This is a genomic window from Silvibacterium sp. (assembly GCF_047605705.1).
In the GTDB taxonomy this organism is placed as follows: domain Bacteria; phylum Acidobacteriota; class Terriglobia; order Terriglobales; family Acidobacteriaceae; genus Silvibacterium.
In genome coordinates this window covers 24209-41267 of sequence record NZ_JASGFD010000016.1, presented here as the reverse complement: position 1 = coordinate 41267, position 17059 = coordinate 24209, and the positions used below count along the sequence as shown (strand labels likewise).

Annotated in this window: 14 protein-coding genes; 9 read left to right on the top strand and 5 right to left on the bottom strand. The window is 62.3% G+C overall.

Annotated features, from left to right (window positions below):
• Positions 1-30: 30 nt before the first annotated feature.
• On the top strand, positions 31-684 hold the full coding sequence (locus QM649_RS08000) for a TetR/AcrR family transcriptional regulator (RefSeq protein ID WP_415198501.1): 654 nt from the start codon (positions 31-33) through the stop codon (positions 682-684).
• A gap of 80 nt (positions 685-764) precedes the next feature.
• Positions 765-1322, top strand: a complete 558-nt coding sequence (locus QM649_RS07995; RefSeq protein ID WP_415198500.1) for a DinB family protein — start codon at positions 765-767, stop codon at positions 1320-1322.
• 48 nt (positions 1323-1370) lie between these two features.
• On the opposite strand, the gene QM649_RS07990 is transcribed toward QM649_RS07995, so the two are convergent.
• From QM649_RS07990 to QM649_RS07980, 3 genes are all read right to left on the bottom strand, one after another.
• Positions 1371-2255 (bottom strand): alpha/beta fold hydrolase, encoded by an 885-nt coding sequence (locus tag QM649_RS07990; protein ID WP_415198499.1) that lies wholly within the window; start codon positions 2253-2255, stop codon positions 1371-1373.
• A 103-nt stretch (positions 2256-2358) separates the two neighbouring features.
• Positions 2359-3345: a zinc-dependent alcohol dehydrogenase family protein gene (locus QM649_RS07985; protein WP_415198498.1), complete on the bottom strand. Its 987-nt coding sequence runs from the start codon at positions 3343-3345 to the stop codon at positions 2359-2361.
• Positions 3346-3356: 11 nt separating this feature from the next.
• A complete protein-coding gene (locus QM649_RS07980) occupies positions 3357-4808 on the bottom strand; it encodes a dihydrolipoyl dehydrogenase family protein (RefSeq protein ID WP_415198497.1) in 1452 nt (483 codons plus the stop codon).
• 377 nt (positions 4809-5185) lie between these two features.
• On the opposite strand from QM649_RS07980, the gene QM649_RS07975 reads away from it, so the two are divergent.
• On the top strand, positions 5186-5581 hold the full coding sequence (locus QM649_RS07975; protein ID WP_415198496.1) for a DUF302 domain-containing protein: 396 nt from the start codon (positions 5186-5188) through the stop codon (positions 5579-5581).
• A gap of 67 nt (positions 5582-5648) precedes the next feature.
• The gene (locus QM649_RS07970; protein WP_415198495.1) at positions 5649-6104 is read left to right on the top strand and encodes a nuclear transport factor 2 family protein; all 456 of its coding nucleotides are present in this window, start codon (positions 5649-5651) and stop codon (positions 6102-6104) included.
• A gap of 48 nt (positions 6105-6152) precedes the next feature.
• Here the strand turns inward: QM649_RS07970 and QM649_RS07965 are convergent, their stop codons facing one another.
• Positions 6153-6905 carry a fused MFS/spermidine synthase gene (locus QM649_RS07965; RefSeq protein WP_415198494.1) on the bottom strand — a complete coding sequence of 251 codons (753 nt, stop codon included), beginning with the start codon at positions 6903-6905 and terminating at the stop codon, positions 6153-6155.
• A gap of 167 nt (positions 6906-7072) precedes the next feature.
• Here QM649_RS07965 and QM649_RS07960 point away from each other — a divergent pair, with 167 nt between their 5' ends.
• Positions 7073-7720 (top strand): hypothetical protein, encoded by a 648-nt coding sequence (locus QM649_RS07960; RefSeq protein WP_415198493.1) that lies wholly within the window; start codon positions 7073-7075, stop codon positions 7718-7720.
• A gap of 106 nt (positions 7721-7826) precedes the next feature.
• On the opposite strand, the gene QM649_RS07955 is transcribed toward QM649_RS07960, so the two are convergent.
• Positions 7827-8744, bottom strand: a complete 918-nt coding sequence (locus QM649_RS07955; protein WP_415198492.1) for a hypothetical protein — start codon at positions 8742-8744, stop codon at positions 7827-7829.
• Between the two features lie 136 nt (positions 8745-8880).
• On the opposite strand from QM649_RS07955, the gene QM649_RS07950 reads away from it, so the two are divergent.
• The 4 genes from QM649_RS07950 to alaS all read left to right on the top strand — a co-directional run bounded on the left by QM649_RS07950 (position 8881) and on the right by alaS (position 16616).
• Entirely contained in the window at positions 8881-10902 is a 2022-nt protein-coding gene (locus QM649_RS07950) for a sensor histidine kinase (protein WP_415198491.1), read from the top strand.
• A 59-nt stretch (positions 10903-10961) separates the two neighbouring features.
• Positions 10962-13133, top strand: a complete 2172-nt coding sequence (locus QM649_RS07945) for a prolyl oligopeptidase family serine peptidase (RefSeq protein WP_415198490.1) — start codon at positions 10962-10964, stop codon at positions 13131-13133.
• A 36-nt stretch (positions 13134-13169) separates the two neighbouring features.
• Complete coding sequence (locus QM649_RS07940; protein ID WP_415198489.1) at positions 13170-13730, top strand: regulatory protein RecX; 561 nt, start codon at positions 13170-13172, stop codon at positions 13728-13730.
• A gap of 216 nt (positions 13731-13946) precedes the next feature.
• Positions 13947-16616 (top strand): alanine--tRNA ligase, encoded by a 2670-nt coding sequence (gene alaS, locus QM649_RS07935; protein WP_415198488.1) that lies wholly within the window; start codon positions 13947-13949, stop codon positions 16614-16616.
• Positions 16617-17059: the final 443 nt, after the last annotated feature.

The window sequence follows — 17059 nt, the reverse complement described above, 5'->3', positions numbered from 1 at the left end:
CGGAGAGTGGCTCCGGTTGCAAGAATCGGGATGAAAAAAACTCAGACGAAGCAATCTGCCGCGAGCGCGGCGAAGACGGCCCTAGGGAAGAACTCGGCGGAGAAGCCTGCTGGCAAAGCGGCAGAGGCGGAGCGGAAGCCTCGGGCGGATGCGCAGCGCAACCGCGAGCGGATTCTGGCCGTGGCCAAGGATGCCTTTGCGCGCGCCGGCTCGGAGCCAAGCATGGACGAGGTGGCGCGGCTGGCGAAGGTCGGTCCGGGGACACTCTATCGAAATTTCCCCTCGCGGGATGCGCTGATCGAGGCGCTCTACCGGACGGAGGTGGAGAAGCTGGCCGACTCGGCGCAGGCGCTTTCCGCGAAGCTGGAGCCGGTGGCGGCGCTGCGGGCCTGGTTACTGGTGCTGGTGGACTATATGGCAGCCAAGCGCCTGTACATGCCGGCTCTGCAGACGATGGTGTGCGGCACGACGGATGTCTTCGCGGCTACGGGAGAGGTGCTGATCGGCGCGATGGATATGTTGACGTCGCGCGCGGTTGCAGCGGGAGAGATTCGTGCCGATGTGCCGCCGATGGACCTGATGCTGGCGCTCTTCGGTGTGGCTTACGCAGGTCCCAGCGAGGATTGGCAGGGCCGGGCGCGGCGGATGGTGGATGTGCTGCTGGCCGGGGCGCGGCCCGCGTAAATTTCATTCCACGTGACTGCACGATGGGCAGCTCGCGTGTGGGGCACTGGTTCACGCGGACTCCTGCTAGAGTCTTGTGCATGTTCCGGAGACTGCTTCTCATCGCTCTTCTATGCAGCGCCTGCGCGGTGCATGCGCAGACGCCTGCCGATATGGCTGCCAACGAGGGGATCTGGCAGGGATATGACGGCGAGCTGCGGTATGCTTCCCGTCTGCTGATCTCGATTGCGGATGCGATTCCTGCGGAGAAGTACAACTGGCGGCCTGGTCCAGGTGTGCGCTCGGTGAGCGAAGTGATCATGCACATCGCCCAATCGAACTACTACCTGCTGAGTGTGACCGGGCCGAAGATGCCCCCGGAGCTTGAATCGAATGATGCGGAGAAGAAGATTGTGTCGAAGGTCGAGGTCGTGGGCTATCTGCGGCGGTCTCTCGATGCAATCAAGACGGCGCGGGCGCAGCTGAAGCCCGGCGACCTGCAGCGCAAGGTGAAGATCTACGGAGAAACCGTGGATGTGGACGGGATGTACCTGAGAATCCTGTGCCACGACAATGAACACATGGGGCAGCTGATTGCATACGCACGCGTGAACGGCGTCGTGCCGCCGTGGTCGGCAGGCGTGGTGCTGCCGAAGTAGGCGGCACCACGTACAACGCTGCCCGTTGCTCCTAAAGCCCTTCGACGCTCAGGCGATCCCGACGCCTGCCAGGAAGGTGCGCATGCTGCTGACGACTTCCGTCAGGTGCGTCTCGAGCGCGAAGTGGCCGGTGGGGAGAAACTGCACTTCGGCGTTGGGGATATCGCGCTTGAATGCTTCGGCCCCAGCGGGGATGAAGTACGGATCGAACTTGCCCCATACGGCGAGCAGTGGCGGTTTGGCGGTGCGGAAGTACTCCTGGAACTTCGGATAGAGCTTCACGTTGTTGGCGTAGTCGAGGAAGAGGTCGAGCTGGATGTCGACGTTGCCGGGGCGAGCCAGCAGCGCGGCATCGAGCGTGTAGCTCTCGGGCCTGACCAGCGAGGGGTCGGGGATGCCGATCGAGAGTTCACGGCGTATGCCTTCGGCTGTGAGGGCGCCGCGGATGGCGTTGCGGTGCTCAAGGGTGGGCTCACGCCAGTAGCGCTGAATCGGCTGCCACGCATCGCCGAGACCCTCTTCGTAGGCATTGCCGTTCTGCGAGACGATGGCGGTGACACGCTCAGGCGCGGCCAACGCCAGGCGGAAGCCGGTGGGCGCTCCGTAATCGAAGACATAGAGCGCGTAGCGGTTCAGCTTGAGCGCCTGGGTGAAAGCGAGGATGGTCTTTGCGAGAGCTTCGAAGGTGTAGGTGTATCCGCGTTCGGCAGGGACCTCGGTAAAGCCAAAGCCCGGCAGATCGGGCGCGATGACGTGATAGCGATCGGCGAGGCGGGGAATCAGTTCGCGGTACTGGAACGACGACGTGGGGAATCCATGCAGCAGCAGGATGACCGGCGCATCGGCGGGACCGGCTTCGCGATAGAAGACACGAACGCCGTCGGCTTCGATGAAGTGATGCGAGGTGAGCGGAATATTCGGAGTGTCGGCCATGGGTTTCCTCCCTTGAGATGCAGCGTGAAAAAGGTTGTGAAAGCCGCTCCGGTCGCGGAGGGCGTCGAGACTTATCAGCGCAGATGCGAGAAAGCTGCGGCGGTTAAAGTTTCGAGAATAGTTCAAGGACCACCTTGCCTTTGCTGCCTTTGGCGACGGCGTCGTAGGCCTGTGCGATCTCAGCGGGCGCGAAGTGCTGTTCTGACAGCAGCGGTTTGAGTTGATTCTTGTCCGCAAGCTGCGCGGCCTGTTGCAGGATATGTCCGTGATGCGCCCTGGCTCGTCCGGTAAGCATGGGCAGAAGCGTGAAGACGCCGGAGTAGCTGGCGGCACGGAAGGAGAGTGGCGCGAGGGCATGCGTGCCCCATCCGAGGCAGGTGACGACGTGGCCGGTGTAGTAGCGGGCCGCTTTGAACGATGCGTCCAGCACGCCGCCACCAAGCGTGTCGTACACGATGTCGAAGCCTTTGTCGCCGGTGTACTGCGCGACGTACTCTTCCACTGGCGTGTGCCTGTCTATGGCGATTGCGCCGAGCGCTTCGACGATGGAGCGCTTATCTTCCGACACGGTGGCGTAGACCTTCGCGCCGTGGGCCAGTGCGATCTGTACTGCTGCGTAGCCAACGCCTCCGGCTCCGGCATGAACGAGCACCGTTTGCCCGGCGTGGACCTTCGCGCGATCGACAAGGCCTTCCCACGCGGTGATGGTGACGAGCGGCAGCGCGGCAGCCTGCCGCATGGTGAGAGCCTTCGGTTTATGCGCGAGCAACGCGGCATCGGCGATGACGAACTCGGCCAGCGTGCCCTGCAGGCCGCCGACTCCGCCCACCATGCCGTAGACCTCATCGCTTGGATGGAAGCCATCGACTCCAGCGCCGGCTTTGACCACGGTGCCGGCCATGTCCAGTCCGAGCACGGCGGGCAGCGGCTGCTTCGCGTGCCCCGCAGCTCCGGCGCGGATCTTGGTATCGAGAGGATTCACGCCGCTGGCGGCGATCTTCACCAGCACGTGTCCGGGAGTGGGCTCGGGAGTGGGGATCTCTGTTTCGCGAAAGGGGCCGTTTGCAACTTCTACGATGTATGCCTTCATGGGTTTGTCTTTCATCTCGATTTTCGGAGCGTTTCCTTTGAGGATTTCGGGTCGACCGCAGTGGGTGCAGAGGAGAACAGCACGGTGAGCCCTTCCATGAGCGTGGGGTGGGCGAGGATGGCGTCGCGCAGCGCGGTGTAGGGAAGATTTCCGATCATGGCGATCTGCACCGCGGACATGATCTCTCCGCCGTCGACGCCGAAGATGGTGAAGCCGAGGATGCGGTCGTCTTCGCCGACGAGTGCCTTCATGAAGCCGCGCATCTCGGACAGCGTGCGCGTGCGCAGAACCGCGGCCATGGGGATTTTGAAGAGACGATACGCGATGCCTTTCGTCTTCGCTTCGGTCTCGCTCAGGCCGACGCGCGCGAACTCCGGGTCCGTGAACATAGAGAAGGGAACCTGGCGTCCGGTGGTGGTGCGATGGCCTCCGCTGAAATTGTCGCGCAGGATACGGAAGTCGTCGAAGGCGATGTGTGTGAACTGCGGACTTCCCGCGACTTCCCCGTTGGCCCACACGCCCTCGGCTGTGGTTTCGAGGCGCTCGTTCACCTTGATGTAGCCGCGTGCGTTGAGCTCCACTCCGGCGAGTTCGAGTCCGATGCCCGCGGTGTTTGGAGTGCGCCCGATGGTGACCATCAGGTGGGTGCCTTGTAGCGTCTTAGTCTCGCCACCCTGTTGGTAGGTGATTTCGACGTTCTGGCCGGAGATACCGGCAACCTGCTTGACCGTGGCTCCGAGAAGGAGATCGATGCCTTCGTCGCGCAGCAGCGACTCCATGCCGGTGGAGATGTCGGCGTCCTCGCGGTGCAGGAGCGTGGTGTTTCTGTCGAGCACGGAGACGCGGCTGCCGAAGCGGCGCATCGCCTGCGCGAATTCGAGTCCGATATAACCGCCGCCGAGCACGATGAGATGGCCGGGCACGGTATCGAGTTCGAGTGCTTCGATGTGCGTGAGCGGTTTTGCCTCCTCCAGTCCGGGAACCTTCTCAAGAGCCGCGTGCGTGCCCGTGCCGATCAGGATTTTCTTCCCGTGGAGCAGCCGCGTGCCGCCCTCTTTCAGATCGACCTGGATCAGCTTCGGGCCGACGAAATATCCGCGTCCGAGGATGAGGTCGACGCCGGAGTTTTTGAAGTTGTTGCGGTGGATGTCGACGAGACCCTTGACCATGGCGCGCTTGCGATCGATGACCTTTTCCATATGGATGGTGTAGCCCGGAGTCTCGATGCCGAATTCTTTTGCGCGGGCAAAATAGGAGGCGACCTTGGCGCTGTGAATGATGTTCTTACTCGGCAGGCAAGCGATGTTCGGGCAGGATCCGCCGATCCATCTCTGTTCCACTACCGCAACACGCTGGCCCTGCTTCGAAAGTGTCCAGGCAAGATACTTCGATCCTTCGCCACTTCCGAGGACAACAAGGTCGAATTCTTCAGGCTGGGTGTCGTTGCGTCGTTCGTTCGTCATCGCATCCTCCGTGCATGGGTGCGCTGTCTCGCATCATCGGATCATGATGCCTTGAGATACCGTGAAAGCGATCTATGGATTGCAGGACAGTCTGCAGGTGAAGCGCGGTCTGCGAATGAAATACTACGAGTGAGACGCCGCCGCTTACGGCTGCCGTCGCAGGATCGATGTCGATCCGGGCCTACAGAGCGATGCGTCCGAATCGGCTTGCCTTTCAGGCGGCACATGCTTTATGTATGGTCGGGCATGTGCCGGGCCGGGTTCGCTTCGGACAATGTGGGAGAAAGCATGGGAGCAGTCGCAGGACGTGTGCCCGCTCCTGTTCACGGCGTTTGCTGATCTTCGTATCGGATCTTTGCGCGTTAAGGATGAGCGGCATGACACCTGCGCCGGATAACGGGACGGTTCCTCTCTTCAGTTCTCGCTCGGTGAGCGAGGTGCTTGAGCACCTGCTTTCGCTGCTTCAGGCGAAGGGTGTCACGATCTTTGCGGTCATCGATCACAGCGGAGAAGCGGCGGCTGCAGGCTTTCAGATGCCAGCGACGAAGGTGGTGATCTTCGGCAACCCGAAGGCAGGCACGCCGGTGATGCTGGCGGCGCCGGACAGCGCGCTCGACCTGCCTTTGAAGATCTTGATTGCGGAAAACGCGGATGGGACGACGCGCATTGTCTATAACAGCGTCGCGTATCTGCGGGATCGTTATGGCTTGACGCCGGAGGTCGTGGCCAATCTCGCCGTTATCGATCAGCTTGCTGCGGCAATCGCGCACTGATGGTTCCGGCCGCGGTGTGAAGGCGGGCACTCCGGCGATACCACTTGAATCAGCGGAGGGCGTACAGATGCGAAACTACCTGCTTGCTTCAGGGATGACTCTGATGCTTTTCAGCACGCCAGCTTTACAGGCGAAGGCTCCGTCCTCCGCGGCGCAGAAAGCGATTGTCACTACGATCGAATCCGCGCTGCGTGCGGCCGCGACGGAGAACACGCGAGGCTTCGAAGATGAGGTCGCGTCCGGCTTTTACATGTATGACAATGGCCGGCGCTTCGATGCGCAGAGCATCATGGCGCTCATCAAGCAGGTGCATGCGTCAGGCACGAAGCTGGAATGGCATGTCACCGAGCCCGATGTTCATATCAGCGGCAAAACGGCGTGGATTGCCTATGTGAATCAGGGCTCGGTCACAAAGGATGGTGCGGTAGCCGAGAAGAAATGGCTGGAGTCCGCATTTCTTGTAAGAACGCACGAGGGGTGGAAGATCGCCTTCTGGCATAGCTCGGCCGCAGCGGCAGAGTGAGCCAAAATTGAAATGAACCCTGCCTCGTTGAATGCTTGGCGACAAGCTCTAGACGGGCGTCAGCGCCTTGCTGAGTCCATGCTTCTTTTCGAAGGCAGTCCGCTTCCTCGCGAGATACGTGGAGGTCGCGGTTTCAGGCCAGAGGCGGTCTCCCTTACAGGCGTAAACGACAATGTTGCCGTCCCTGTCGCGCGTGGAGATGGCGTGGCCATGAAAGGCCCGCTGGATGCGGGAGAATGCCTGCTGCCGCGTCGCGTCGCAGAGATTCACGACGAGCAATCCTTTCTCTGACAGCGCCTGATAGCAGTTCTCGTAGAAGCTTTCCGAACAAAGCGCTTCGGGCAGACTGTCCACATCGAAGACATCCACCAGCAGCACATCCAGATCATGAAAGCTGCGTTCCACGAATTGTGCGCCGTCTTCGCAGAGGATGCGAAAGCGATGATCGTCGTCAGGAACGAGGAACTTTTCCCGGAGCGAGATGACGTGAGGGTTGATCTCGACCACGGTCAGCGCAGCGCCGGGATGATGGCGATAACACCACCGGGCGAGCGATCCGCCGCCGAGGCCGATCAGTGCGATGTGCCGCGCCTCCGGCTTGAGCAGCTCAAAGGCCATCATGGTGCGCGTGTAAGTGAGCGCGAGGAAGTCTGGATTAGCCGGGAGCATCTGGCTCTGTACGTAATCCGACTGGAAGTGCAGGGTGAGCACGCCATTCACCTCGGAGACAACGGGGAGGGGAAAGGGGGATGCGGTATCTGCCGGATGTCGAGTGGGTATGGGGGTCGCTTTTCCCTTCATTCGCTTCCTATCGTACGCTGCGCCGGCTCAAGCATGCGGGTCGGGTTCATGCCGAAGAGGAGAGCGCGGCCGGAAAGAGAACGGGATCACTTTGTGGGAGGCGGCTTGACCTGGATCAATGCGATTGCCGGGTGGTGATGTTGAAATCCGGTTGAGTTGACTCTCGTATGAAGCTCGATCCCATCGAGAAACGCACGATCCTCTTCCACCGCGACGATCGGAAATCCATCGTGAGAGTTCTCCATCCAGTGAAATCAGCGTTCGCCTGCTTCCTCTTCCTCTGCCTTGGTCTCTTTCCTCTTCATGCGCGAGCTCAGGATGAGCCTTCGCGCGTCGGCATCTTTGCGACGGTCGGCGGAGGTAATACACAGTTTCCTCTCTATTCGGATAACTCGCTCGGGTTCAGGTTTGGCGCGTTCTACCAGCATTCGGCGCTGCTCGGCGCCGAGGTTCGCGCCGGGGTGTATCCAGTCGCGGCGCGCTACACGCAGGCTCCGATCACGGCGGGGTATCGCATTGGCCTGCGATCCTCGGAGGGTGAGTCTCACTCTTCCATCTGGAGAGCGAGCGCATGGAGCCCGTATGCCTATATCGGCGGAGGGTTTTCCTATGCGCAGGACTCGGGAACGCTGTATCTTCATCCACCCACGGAGTCACAGGCCGCGCCCGCATGGGAGTTCAGCGCAGGTTTGGACCATGCATTCCGGCACTTCTCGTGGCGCATCGCGGAAGTCTCTTACGTGAAAACGTACACGTCCCTGCACGACCTCAGAACGCCCTATCTCAGCACAGGGATCGTGTATCACCTGAAGTAGGATGTTCTGCTGCGACGCGCAGGGTGAGGTGCGGACTTCATGTCCCCCACTCAAGCCAGTGGAAGGCTTGAATGGGCCGCCATTTGTTTCCTGCAAACGCGCACTTCTAGCGTTGAGGCTTTTGTGGCTGCGGTTGTGGCTGCTGCTGTTGTGAGTCAGGCTGCTGGCCGTTGTTGTTGGTGATGTCCTGTCCCTGGAAGAGCACGCGCACGCTGGCGTTGAAGTGCTTGTAGTTGGCGTACTTCACCGTCTCGCGCATGTGCACGTCTTCACTCAGGTAGCCGTGGCCTCCGGAGAAGTGCAGGATGCCTTCGCCCTTGGTGTAGACGGGGAACCAGTATTTGCCGTCGATCTGCTCACGATAAGTCACGAAGGGTGGTGAGAGATCCTCGTGGCCTTTGCGCGTGTCATCGGGGACGTTCTTGCCGTCGGTTACGACGATCTGCAGATCGTGCTGGTCGACCCAGATGCGACCCTGGAAGTAGCGATGGGGCTTCTCGATCTTCTTGGGTGCGACGTCGAAGACATAGGTGTCGACGTCATCGATCTTCTGGCGTCCGGCATAGTGGAGGTCGTACTGCGCTACATCTTCTTTAGTGAGGACGAAGGGCAGGCGTTCTTCGATGTCCTGGAAGTCGGCCGGGGACATCTGCACTCGTTCGAGAGTGCTGGCCGGGGCCTCGACGACGTGCTCCATGTGCTTGCCGTCAGGATCGAAGGTGATGTCGGTCACTTCGTAATACTGGCCGTCGACCTTATTGTCGTCGTTGAGGGTCTCGACCTTCACACTGCGCGTATAGGTGTAGTTGGCGAGAGCTTGCCGGAAGGTGGACTCTTTCGCGGTGAACTGGTCGATGATCTGCTGCACGGGCACATCCGGCGCGGAGCCGTCGAGCGGGCCGAAGCCGGAGTCGAGAGGCATGGCGGTCCATGAGACCTGGGCGCTCGCGGCAGGCGCGAGTGCGGCGGCGAGCAGGCCGGCGAGAAGCAGTCTTGCGGCGGAGCGGGCAGCAGGAACGGGCACGCGGTGACTCCTTGACTACGCCTCCCATGGTAGCTCTTTGCGGGCATGCTCTGCCTGCCGTGTGCATCTCAGGGGAACAAGCCGCATAAAAAGGCTGGCGAGTCGCGTACACTGGCGTTACTATCCCCCTTTAAAAATGGACTACTACCAGGTTCCAACACTGATCCTGCTGTGGCTGCTTGTCGCAGTATTTGCCGCGTTAAATATTCAGCGGCGAAACTGGCGGCGCCGTCTCTGGCTGGCAGGATGGCTGCTGACCGCCACGCAGATGCTGCTGGAGTGCCTGGGAGCGCACGGGCCGTGGGCGACGGCGGGCATTACCTGCTGCGGAACGCTGGGCATGCTGATGTTCCTCGGGTCGCTGGCGGTTCCGTTCGTGGGGCAGCGGAGGATTGCATGGGTTGCGATCTTTGCCGTGCCTACGCTGGCCTACGTGATCATGGCGACGGTGGAGAATCCGGCCGGACCACTGGTTTACGCGGCCGAAGTCTCGGCCACGGTCGCATGCGCGGTGGTCGCCGTTGCCTGGAGCACGCGGCCGGTTTACACGCCTGCCTGGGTCACCGTGGGGTGGTCCTCGGCGATCTCGATCATCTGCCTCTACTTTGCCCTGCGAAACGATCCGGGCAGGGTCATGCAGGTGGCCGAGGCCGGAATTGGAATATGGACAGCGCTCCTGATCGGAGCGGTCTACCGGCGGCCGACGCCGGGCGTGATTTTCACCGCGGCAGGCTTCGTGGTGTGGCATGCGGCGTCCGTTCTGGTGACCATCTTCGCGGTCTCGTCGAGTTATCTGCTCCTGGTCGGGCGCTCGTCGAACCTGGTCCGCGTGGTGGCGGCCGTGGGCATGATCGCGCTGGTGCTGGAGGAAGAGACGCGGGAGAACGCAGAGGCGCAGCGGCGCGACCGGCAGGCACGCCGAGAGATGGAGCGTTATGCCGCGCTCTACTTCCCCGTAGGACCGCACGAAGACTTTATCCCCTTATATCGAGCCGTGGTGGAAGCAGCGTCCGAGGCGAGCGCGTTCTCCCTGGTGGGCGTGCTGGTGCGGCAGGTGCAGGGACGGATGCGGCTGGCGGCACTGGCCGGCGCGAACGACATGCAGGCGGCTGCTCTGGAGCGGCTCGCTGCCGAGCTGACGGAGCCCGAGTTGATGTCCGCCTGGGAAGAGGCGCAGGTGCGTCGCGGCCACAGGTTCGAGGTCGGCGACCTGGATCTGTGCCGGTGGTTTTCGCAGATGGATGCAGCGGAGTTTTCTGCCGATGATCCGGTGCGCGGGATCGGTATCAGCACGCGGGCCGGCGATCTGCAGGGCGTAATCCTGCTGGGCGAAAGAAAGAATCCCGCGGAGCGCTTTATGCCGGAAGACCTGATGCCGCTGCATCTGCTGGCTTCGCGGCTGGCGGCGGCGCGCGAAAGCTCGGCGATGCAGCGTCGTGTGGCGCAGTCGGAGCGGCTGGCGGGCATCGGGCGGCTGGCCGGTGGCGTCGCGCATGAGCTGAACAATCCTCTGACCGTGGTGATGGGCTATGCCGAGCTGATGGAGGAGATTCCGGTCTCGGAGAAGATGCACGAGTACGCCGGGGTGATTCGCCGCGAGGCGCACCGCATGCGGCAGGTGATCGAGGGGCTGACGCGCTTCTGGCGTCCGTCGCCGAGCCCGGTGGCAGCCATGGACCTGGAGCGGATCCTGCGACGGCTGGAGGAGGTATTGCGTCCGGAGTGCGAGCGGCAGGGCGTCCGGCTGGAGGTGAGCGCCGAGACGGGACTGCCCGCGGCGCGGGCCAACGGAGAGCGGCTGGAGCAGGTGCTGAAGCAGCTGGTATCCAACGCGGCGCAGGCCGCCGCCAGCGACGGCGAAGAGGCGCGTGTGCGGATGGAAGCCGGTCACGGGGAAGAGCATCTGCGCATTGTGGTCTCGAACAGCGGCGCGGGATTTCAGGAGCCGGAACGGCTCTTCGACCCCTTTGCCACGCTGAAGCCGCGGGATGAGGGCGCGGGCCTGGCGATGAGCCTGTGCTACTCGATGATTCGCGAGCTGGGCGGCGATATGAGCGCCTACAACCTGCAACCGCGCGGGGCGGCGGTGATCGTGGAACTGCCGGTAGCCATGCCGGACGAGCCGGGGAGTTTCAGGTCCGAGGCGCGCGGCGCATAAATGCTACATTCAATCAGCCGCCGGGCTTCTTTGCGGCGGCTGGAGGATGCTGGAACCGCATGATCGGCAAGCATTGGCGTACTGCGTTAACCCGCGTTTTAGGGCTTGGGGTTCTGAGTCTGGGGCTGTTCGCCGGCGGCGCGTGGGCGCAGACCGCGGCGAAGCGGCCGATGACCTTCGAGGACATGATGAAGATGCGGCGGCTGGGCGATGTCGCCGTGTCGCCGGACGGACGCTGGGTGATGTACTCGGCGACGGACGTGAGCCTCGCGCAGAACACGAAGACCTCCCATCTATGGATCGTGCCGGTTACGGGAGGCGAGCCTCATGCGCTGCTGGCTTGGGAGGCAGGTGAAAACCGTGGGCGCTTCTCGCCGGATGGCAGGCGCATCCTCTTTCAGAGCACGCGCGAGGGCGGCCAGCAGGTCTGGCTGGCGGACTTCGACGCGGAGACGGGGAAGATCGGCGAGCCGCACAAACTGACGTCGCTGAGCACCGAGGCGGACGGCGCGATGTGGTCGCCGGACAGCCAGTCGATCCTGTTTGTTTCGGCGGTCTATCCGGAATGTAACGATGACGGTTGCAATCAGAAGAAGGACGAGGCAAAGGCCGACTCCAAGGTGAAGGCGCAGGTCTTCACGCACCTCCTCTACCGGCATTGGGATCACTTCACGGATGATAAGCGCAGCCATCTCTTTCTGATCAGTGCGGACGGAGGCACGCCGCGCGACCTGACGCCGGGCGACGATCACGATGTGCCGCCGTTCTCGATGGGCGGACCGGATCCATATGCGTTTGCGCCGGACGGGAAAGAGATCGCCTTCGAAGAGAATCTCGACACGGTGCAGGCGACGAGCACCAACGTGGACATCTTCACGCTGCGTCTCGACGACGCGCATGCGAAGCCGGTGAAGATTTCGACGGCGGCGGGCGGCGATCATTCGCCTGCGTATTCGCCGGATGGCAAGTGGATCGCATGGCGCTCGCAGGCACGTGCAGGATATGAGAGCGATCGCTTCCGGCTGGTGGTGTACGACCGTGCTTCGAAGAAGATCGCCGAGCCGCTGCCGGACTTCGACCGCTGGGTGGATGAGTTCGTGTGGGCTCCGGACTCGCAGAAGATTTACTTCGCCGCAGGAGATACAGGCGAGGAGCCGATCTTCGTCACGTCGCTCGACGGCAAGCAGAGCAGCGAGCTGACGGATGAGGGCACCTACGGCGATCTGCATGTGACGCCGGATGAGAAGACGATTGTGGCCTCGCGCCAGACGGTGCGCGAGCCGGGTGACGTGGTTGCGCTCGAAACAGACCGGGTGCGAAAGACAGCGGCAGCGCAATCTGTGCATCGCACGGTTACATATGTTTCGCCAACCGGACTGGGCGTAGCGCAAACCTTTCTGGCGCAGAAGGACATCACGCATCTGAATGCCGCATTGCTCGAGGAATTGGACCTGCCGAAACTGGAGCACTACTGGTTCTCATCGCTGGGGCGGGTGCGTGTGGAAGGCTTTATTCTTCGTCCGCCGGGCTTCGACGAAACGAAAAAGTACCCCGTGAAGGTGTTGATCCACGGCGGCCCGCAGGGCGAGTGGGGCGACAGCTGGAGCTTCCGCTGGAACGCGGAGCTGCTTGCGGCGAATGGATACGTCGTGGTGATGATCAACCCTGGTGGATCGGTGGGCTACGGGCAGGCGTTTGTCGACCGCGTCAATCGCGACTGGGGCGGCAGGCCGTATGTCGACCTGATGAACGGGATGGATGCGGCAGAGGTGAAGTATCCGTTTATCGACAAGGGCCGCGAGTGTGCGCTGGGCGCAAGCTATGGCGGCTTCATGGCGGACTGGATCCTGGGGCACACGGACCGCTTCCGCTGCATCGTGACGCACGACGGCATGTTCAATCCGGAGTCCGCGTATGGGACGACGGAAGAGCTGTGGTTCAACGAGTGGGAGTTCGGCGGCACGCCGTGGGCGAATCGCGCGCTGTACCGGCGCTGGTCACCGATGCTTTCCGCGCCGAAGATGAAGACACCGACGCTGGTGATCCACTCGCAGCTCGATTATCGCCTCGATGTCTCGGAGGGATATCAGCTCTTCACCACGCTGCAGCGCATGGGCGTGCCGTCGAAGATGCTGTACTTCCCGGACGAGAGCCACTGGGTGGCCAAGCCGCAGAACTCCGAGCTCTGGTACAAGACGGTGAATGACTGGGTGGATCAGTGGACCAAGTAGCTGCGAACGAAATTGTTCGGCAGGCAGAGTAAAGGTATGCCGTTTGGACGTGTGAAGAAGACCGAGCCGCTCGATGCCGAGGCGCTGCATGAATATGCGGTGAAGGCGCTCGGGCGGCGGATGCGCACCGTCGCTGAGCTGACACGGCTGCTGCGCGGGCGCGTGGAAGAGGGTGCGCTGGGGCAGGCGAAGATCGACTATGTGCTGAAGCGGCTGAAGGAATATGGCTACCTGAACGATGCCGACTTCGCTGCGACCTATACGCGGCTACGCCAGGACAACATGGCGCTGGGGCAGCGGCGCGTGCGGCAGGACCTGACCGTGAAGGGCGTGGACAAGGAGCTGATCTCGGAGACGCTCGAGGCCGCCTACGGTGATGTGAACGAGGAAGAGCTGGCGCGGCGGCATCTCGAACGCAAGCGGGTGAAGAAGCCTGCGACCGACAAGGATGCGGCGCGAGTGATGCGTCTGCTGGTGCGGGCCGGGTTCTCGACAGGCGTGATCTTCAAAATCCTGAAGAGCTGGGATGTGGAAGGCGAGGCGCTGGCAGGGCTCGAGTCCGCGGGCGACGAGTTCGATCACGAGCCGGAACATTAAGGGCCGCCTCTCCCCGTAAGGAGAAAAACATTTCACCACGGAGGGAGTTGTGCTCTCCCACCCAAGCCAAATTCGGGCTTGAGTGGGGCACCCTGTTTCGTACCAACCCGGAAAGCGCAAGTTTGTGACAATGCCTCCGTGTCCTCTCTTCTCTCTGTGGTGAATTGCTTTTTGGTGAGTGCCCCGGCAGGGGAATCCTCCTAGTAAACTGTGGGAATGCAATACCGCTCCGGTTCCGATATTCGTGCGACCTTTCTGCGCTTTTTTGAGACGAAGGGGCACCGCCCCGTGCACTCGTCTTCGCTTGTGCCTGCCAACGACCCGACGCTGCTGTTCACCAATGCGGGCATGAACCAGTTCAAGGACGTCTTCCTGGGCGTGGAGCACCGCGATTACAACCGGGCCACCACCTCGCAGAAGTGCGTGCGCGCGGGCGGCAAGCATAACGACCTCGAAAACGTCGGCTTCACGCGGCGTCACCACACCTTCTTCGAGATGCTGGGCAACTTCAGCTTCGGCGACTACTTCAAGAAGGACGCGATCGCCTATGCGTGGGAGCTGGTGACCTCGCCCGAGTGGTTCGGCATCCCCAAGGACAAGCTCTACGTCACCATCTTCAAGGGTGAGAACGGCGTGCCTCGCGATGAGGAAGCCTACAACCTGTGGCTCGCGACGGGCGTGCCCGCGGAGCGCATCTTCGAGATGGGCGCCAAGGATAACTTCTGGCAGATGGGCGACACCGGCCCCTGCGGTCCGTGCTCGGAGATCTTCTACGACATGGGCATCGATGCGGCGGAGACGCCGGGTGTCGACAAGCCGTTCGGCGAAGACGACGCCCGCTATGTCGAGATCTGGAACCTGGTCTTCATGCAGTTCGACCGCAGCGCAAACGGAGAGCTGGCGCTGCTGCCCAAGCCTTCGATCGATACCGGCGCGGGGTTGGAGCGCATGGCCTCGGTGATGCAGGGCGTGCTCTCGAACTTCGAGACCGACCTGTTTACGCCGCTGATCAAGCGTGCGGCGGAACTGACGGCTGAGGCGACCGACGATCGCCAGAAGGCTTCGCTGCGCATCATCGCGGATCACGCGCGCGCTGCAACCTTCCTTATCTCCGATGGTGTGCTGCCTGCGAATGAAGGACGCGGCTACGTGCTGCGCAAGATTCTGCGTCGTGGCATTCGCCATGGACGTCTGCTCGGGCAGGACAAGCCGTTCATGCGCGACATGGTCTACGCCGTGCGCGATGAAATGGCGGTGGCGTATCCGGAGCTGAACGAGAGCGCGGATCGCATTGCGAAGGTCGTCGAGGCGGAAGAGCGGCAGTTTGCGCGCGTGCTGGAAGTGGGCGCGCGTCAACTGCAGGCTGCGATGGCGGAAGGTTCTCTTGCGGGCGACAAGGCTTTCCACCTCTACGAAACCTTCGGTCTGCCGCTCGACTTCATGACCGATGCGGCGCATGACGCGGGCATTCACTTCGATCTCGAAGGCTTTGAGAATGCGCGTGCCGAGGAGCAGGCGCGGGCGCGTGCCTCGTGGAAGGGCGGCGCGAAGCAGTCGGCGAGCCCGGTGTATCGCGAGCTGGCAAAGACCGATTTCGAAGGCTACGAGACGCTGCGCGTGGATGGCGCGGAGGTGCTGGCCATCGTGAAGGACGGCGTGGGCGTTCCGGCGGCTGCTGCGGGCGATGCGGTCGAGATAGTCCTGAACAACACAAGCTTTTATGCCGACTCGGGCGGCCAGATCGGCGATCGCGGGTGGCTTTACTCCGACGATCACAACGCGGTGATTGCCGACGTGAGCGGCTGCACCAAGCCGGTGCAGGGAGTCTTCGCGCACAAGGCTGTGCTGCGCACTCCGCTGGCTGTGGGCGCGAAGGTCGATACGGTGGTCGATGCCGACTTCCGCTACGCCACGCAGCGCAACCACACGGCGACGCACCTGCTGCACGCCGCGCTGCGCGAGGTGCTGGGCAAGCATGTGAAGCAGGCCGGATCGCTGAACGACCCGACGAGATTGCGCTTCGACTTCTCGCACTTTGCGCCGATTGCCGATGAGGAGCTGGCCGATGTCGAGAGCCTCATCAATAAGGAAGTGTTGGGCAACACGAAGGTCGACACGATTGTGGATGTGCCGATCGACGTGGCGGTGAACGAGTATCACGCGATGGCGCTCTTCGGTGAGAAGTACGGCGAGAAGGTGCGTGTGGTGAAGATCGGCGACTTCTCGACGGAGCTGTGCGGAGGCACGCACACCGGCGCAACGGGCGAGATTGGCGTGGTCAAGCTGATCGGCGAAGGCTCTGTGTCGTCGGGCGTTCGTCGCGTGGAAGCGGTGACCGGCCTGGGCGCGCTCGATGAGTTCCGCCGCGGTTTTGCCGTTGCGCAGCTCGCTTCGCAGTTCGCGCCTTCGGCGGAACTGACTCCGGCTGAATCGCTGCGCGTGCGTCTTGCCTCGCAGGAGGACGAGCTGAAGAAGCTGCGCCGCGAGCTGGATGAGGCGCGGATGAAGTCGGCGGCGAGCTCGCTCTCGAATGCCACCGATTCTGCTGTCGAGGTGAAGGGCATCAAGGTGCTGGCGCAGCGCGTGGATGCGCTCGATCGCGGACAGATGCGGACCTTGGTCGATAATTTGCGCAACAAGCTAGGCTCGGGCGTGGTGGTGCTGGGCTCGGCGGACAGTGAAGGCAAGGTAGCGCTGATCGTGGGCGTAACCAAGGACCTGACCGCGAAGGTGCAGGCGGGCAAGATCGTGGGTCAGGTGGCGAAGCTGGTCGGCGGTTCGGGCGGCGGACGCCCGGATATGGCCGAGGCTGGCGGCAAGGATGCCGGTCAGCTCGATGCAGCGCTGGCAAGCGCGGCGAAGGTCGTCGGAGAGTTGGTCGGATAACTGCTTCGCGTGGTGCGGATCGTCTTCGGCCTCTGCTCCCGCTGGTCGCGATGAGAACTCTGCGAACCCACCTCTCAGAAGCGAGAGGTGGGGCACCCGAATCCTCACTCTCCCGAACGCATGGATGTGAGACCCACCCATGACCAAGTGCTCGTCATGGGTGGGGCGCCTGAGATTGTTCCTCCCGCCCAGGCGGAGCTTGAACGGGGCACTCTGGTTCGTCATTTGTGAAGAGAACTGCAGGTTCCTCCGCTTCGCTCACTGTGTTCGCTCCGGTCGGAATGACAACCGAGGAAGGAATGCGCTTCAACGGAAGAAAGGCGCGTTTCGGTCGGGATGACGAGACGTTCTTCGGTCGAGGCCGAAGCTCTGTTGTTCACCATCGCTTCACTTTAAGGTTGCGAGCTGGGTTCCCCGTGCTCGCTGTGGGTTTCACTGTCCCC

Excerpts from the sequence above, each read along its gene's own strand:
- QM649_RS07940 (WP_415198489.1), top strand. The coding sequence starts at position 13,170 with ATGCCGTTTGGACGTGTGAAGAAGACCGAGCCGCTCGATGCCGAGGCG.
- alaS (WP_415198488.1), top strand. The coding sequence starts at position 13,947 with ATGCAATACCGCTCCGGTTCCGATATTCGTGCGACCTTTCTGCGCTTT.
- QM649_RS07980 (WP_415198497.1), bottom strand. The coding sequence starts at position 4,808 with ATGACGAACGAACGACGCAACGACACCCAGCCTGAAGAATTCGACCTT.
- QM649_RS07975 (WP_415198496.1), top strand. The coding sequence starts at position 5,186 with ATGACACCTGCGCCGGATAACGGGACGGTTCCTCTCTTCAGTTCTCGC.
- QM649_RS08000 (WP_415198501.1), top strand. The coding sequence starts at position 31 with ATGAAAAAAACTCAGACGAAGCAATCTGCCGCGAGCGCGGCGAAGACG.
- QM649_RS07990 (WP_415198499.1), bottom strand. The coding sequence starts at position 2,255 with ATGGCCGACACTCCGAATATTCCGCTCACCTCGCATCACTTCATCGAA.
- QM649_RS07970 (WP_415198495.1), top strand. The coding sequence starts at position 5,649 with ATGCGAAACTACCTGCTTGCTTCAGGGATGACTCTGATGCTTTTCAGC.
- QM649_RS07945 (WP_415198490.1), top strand. The coding sequence starts at position 10,962 with ATGATCGGCAAGCATTGGCGTACTGCGTTAACCCGCGTTTTAGGGCTT.
- QM649_RS07950 (WP_415198491.1), top strand. The coding sequence starts at position 8,881 with ATGGACTACTACCAGGTTCCAACACTGATCCTGCTGTGGCTGCTTGTC.
- QM649_RS07985 (WP_415198498.1), bottom strand. The coding sequence starts at position 3,345 with ATGAAGGCATACATCGTAGAAGTTGCAAACGGCCCCTTTCGCGAAACA.
- QM649_RS07995 (WP_415198500.1), top strand. The coding sequence starts at position 765 with ATGTTCCGGAGACTGCTTCTCATCGCTCTTCTATGCAGCGCCTGCGCG.
- QM649_RS07965 (WP_415198494.1), bottom strand. The coding sequence starts at position 6,905 with ATGAAGGGAAAAGCGACCCCCATACCCACTCGACATCCGGCAGATACC.
- QM649_RS07960 (WP_415198493.1), top strand. The coding sequence starts at position 7,073 with ATGAAGCTCGATCCCATCGAGAAACGCACGATCCTCTTCCACCGCGAC.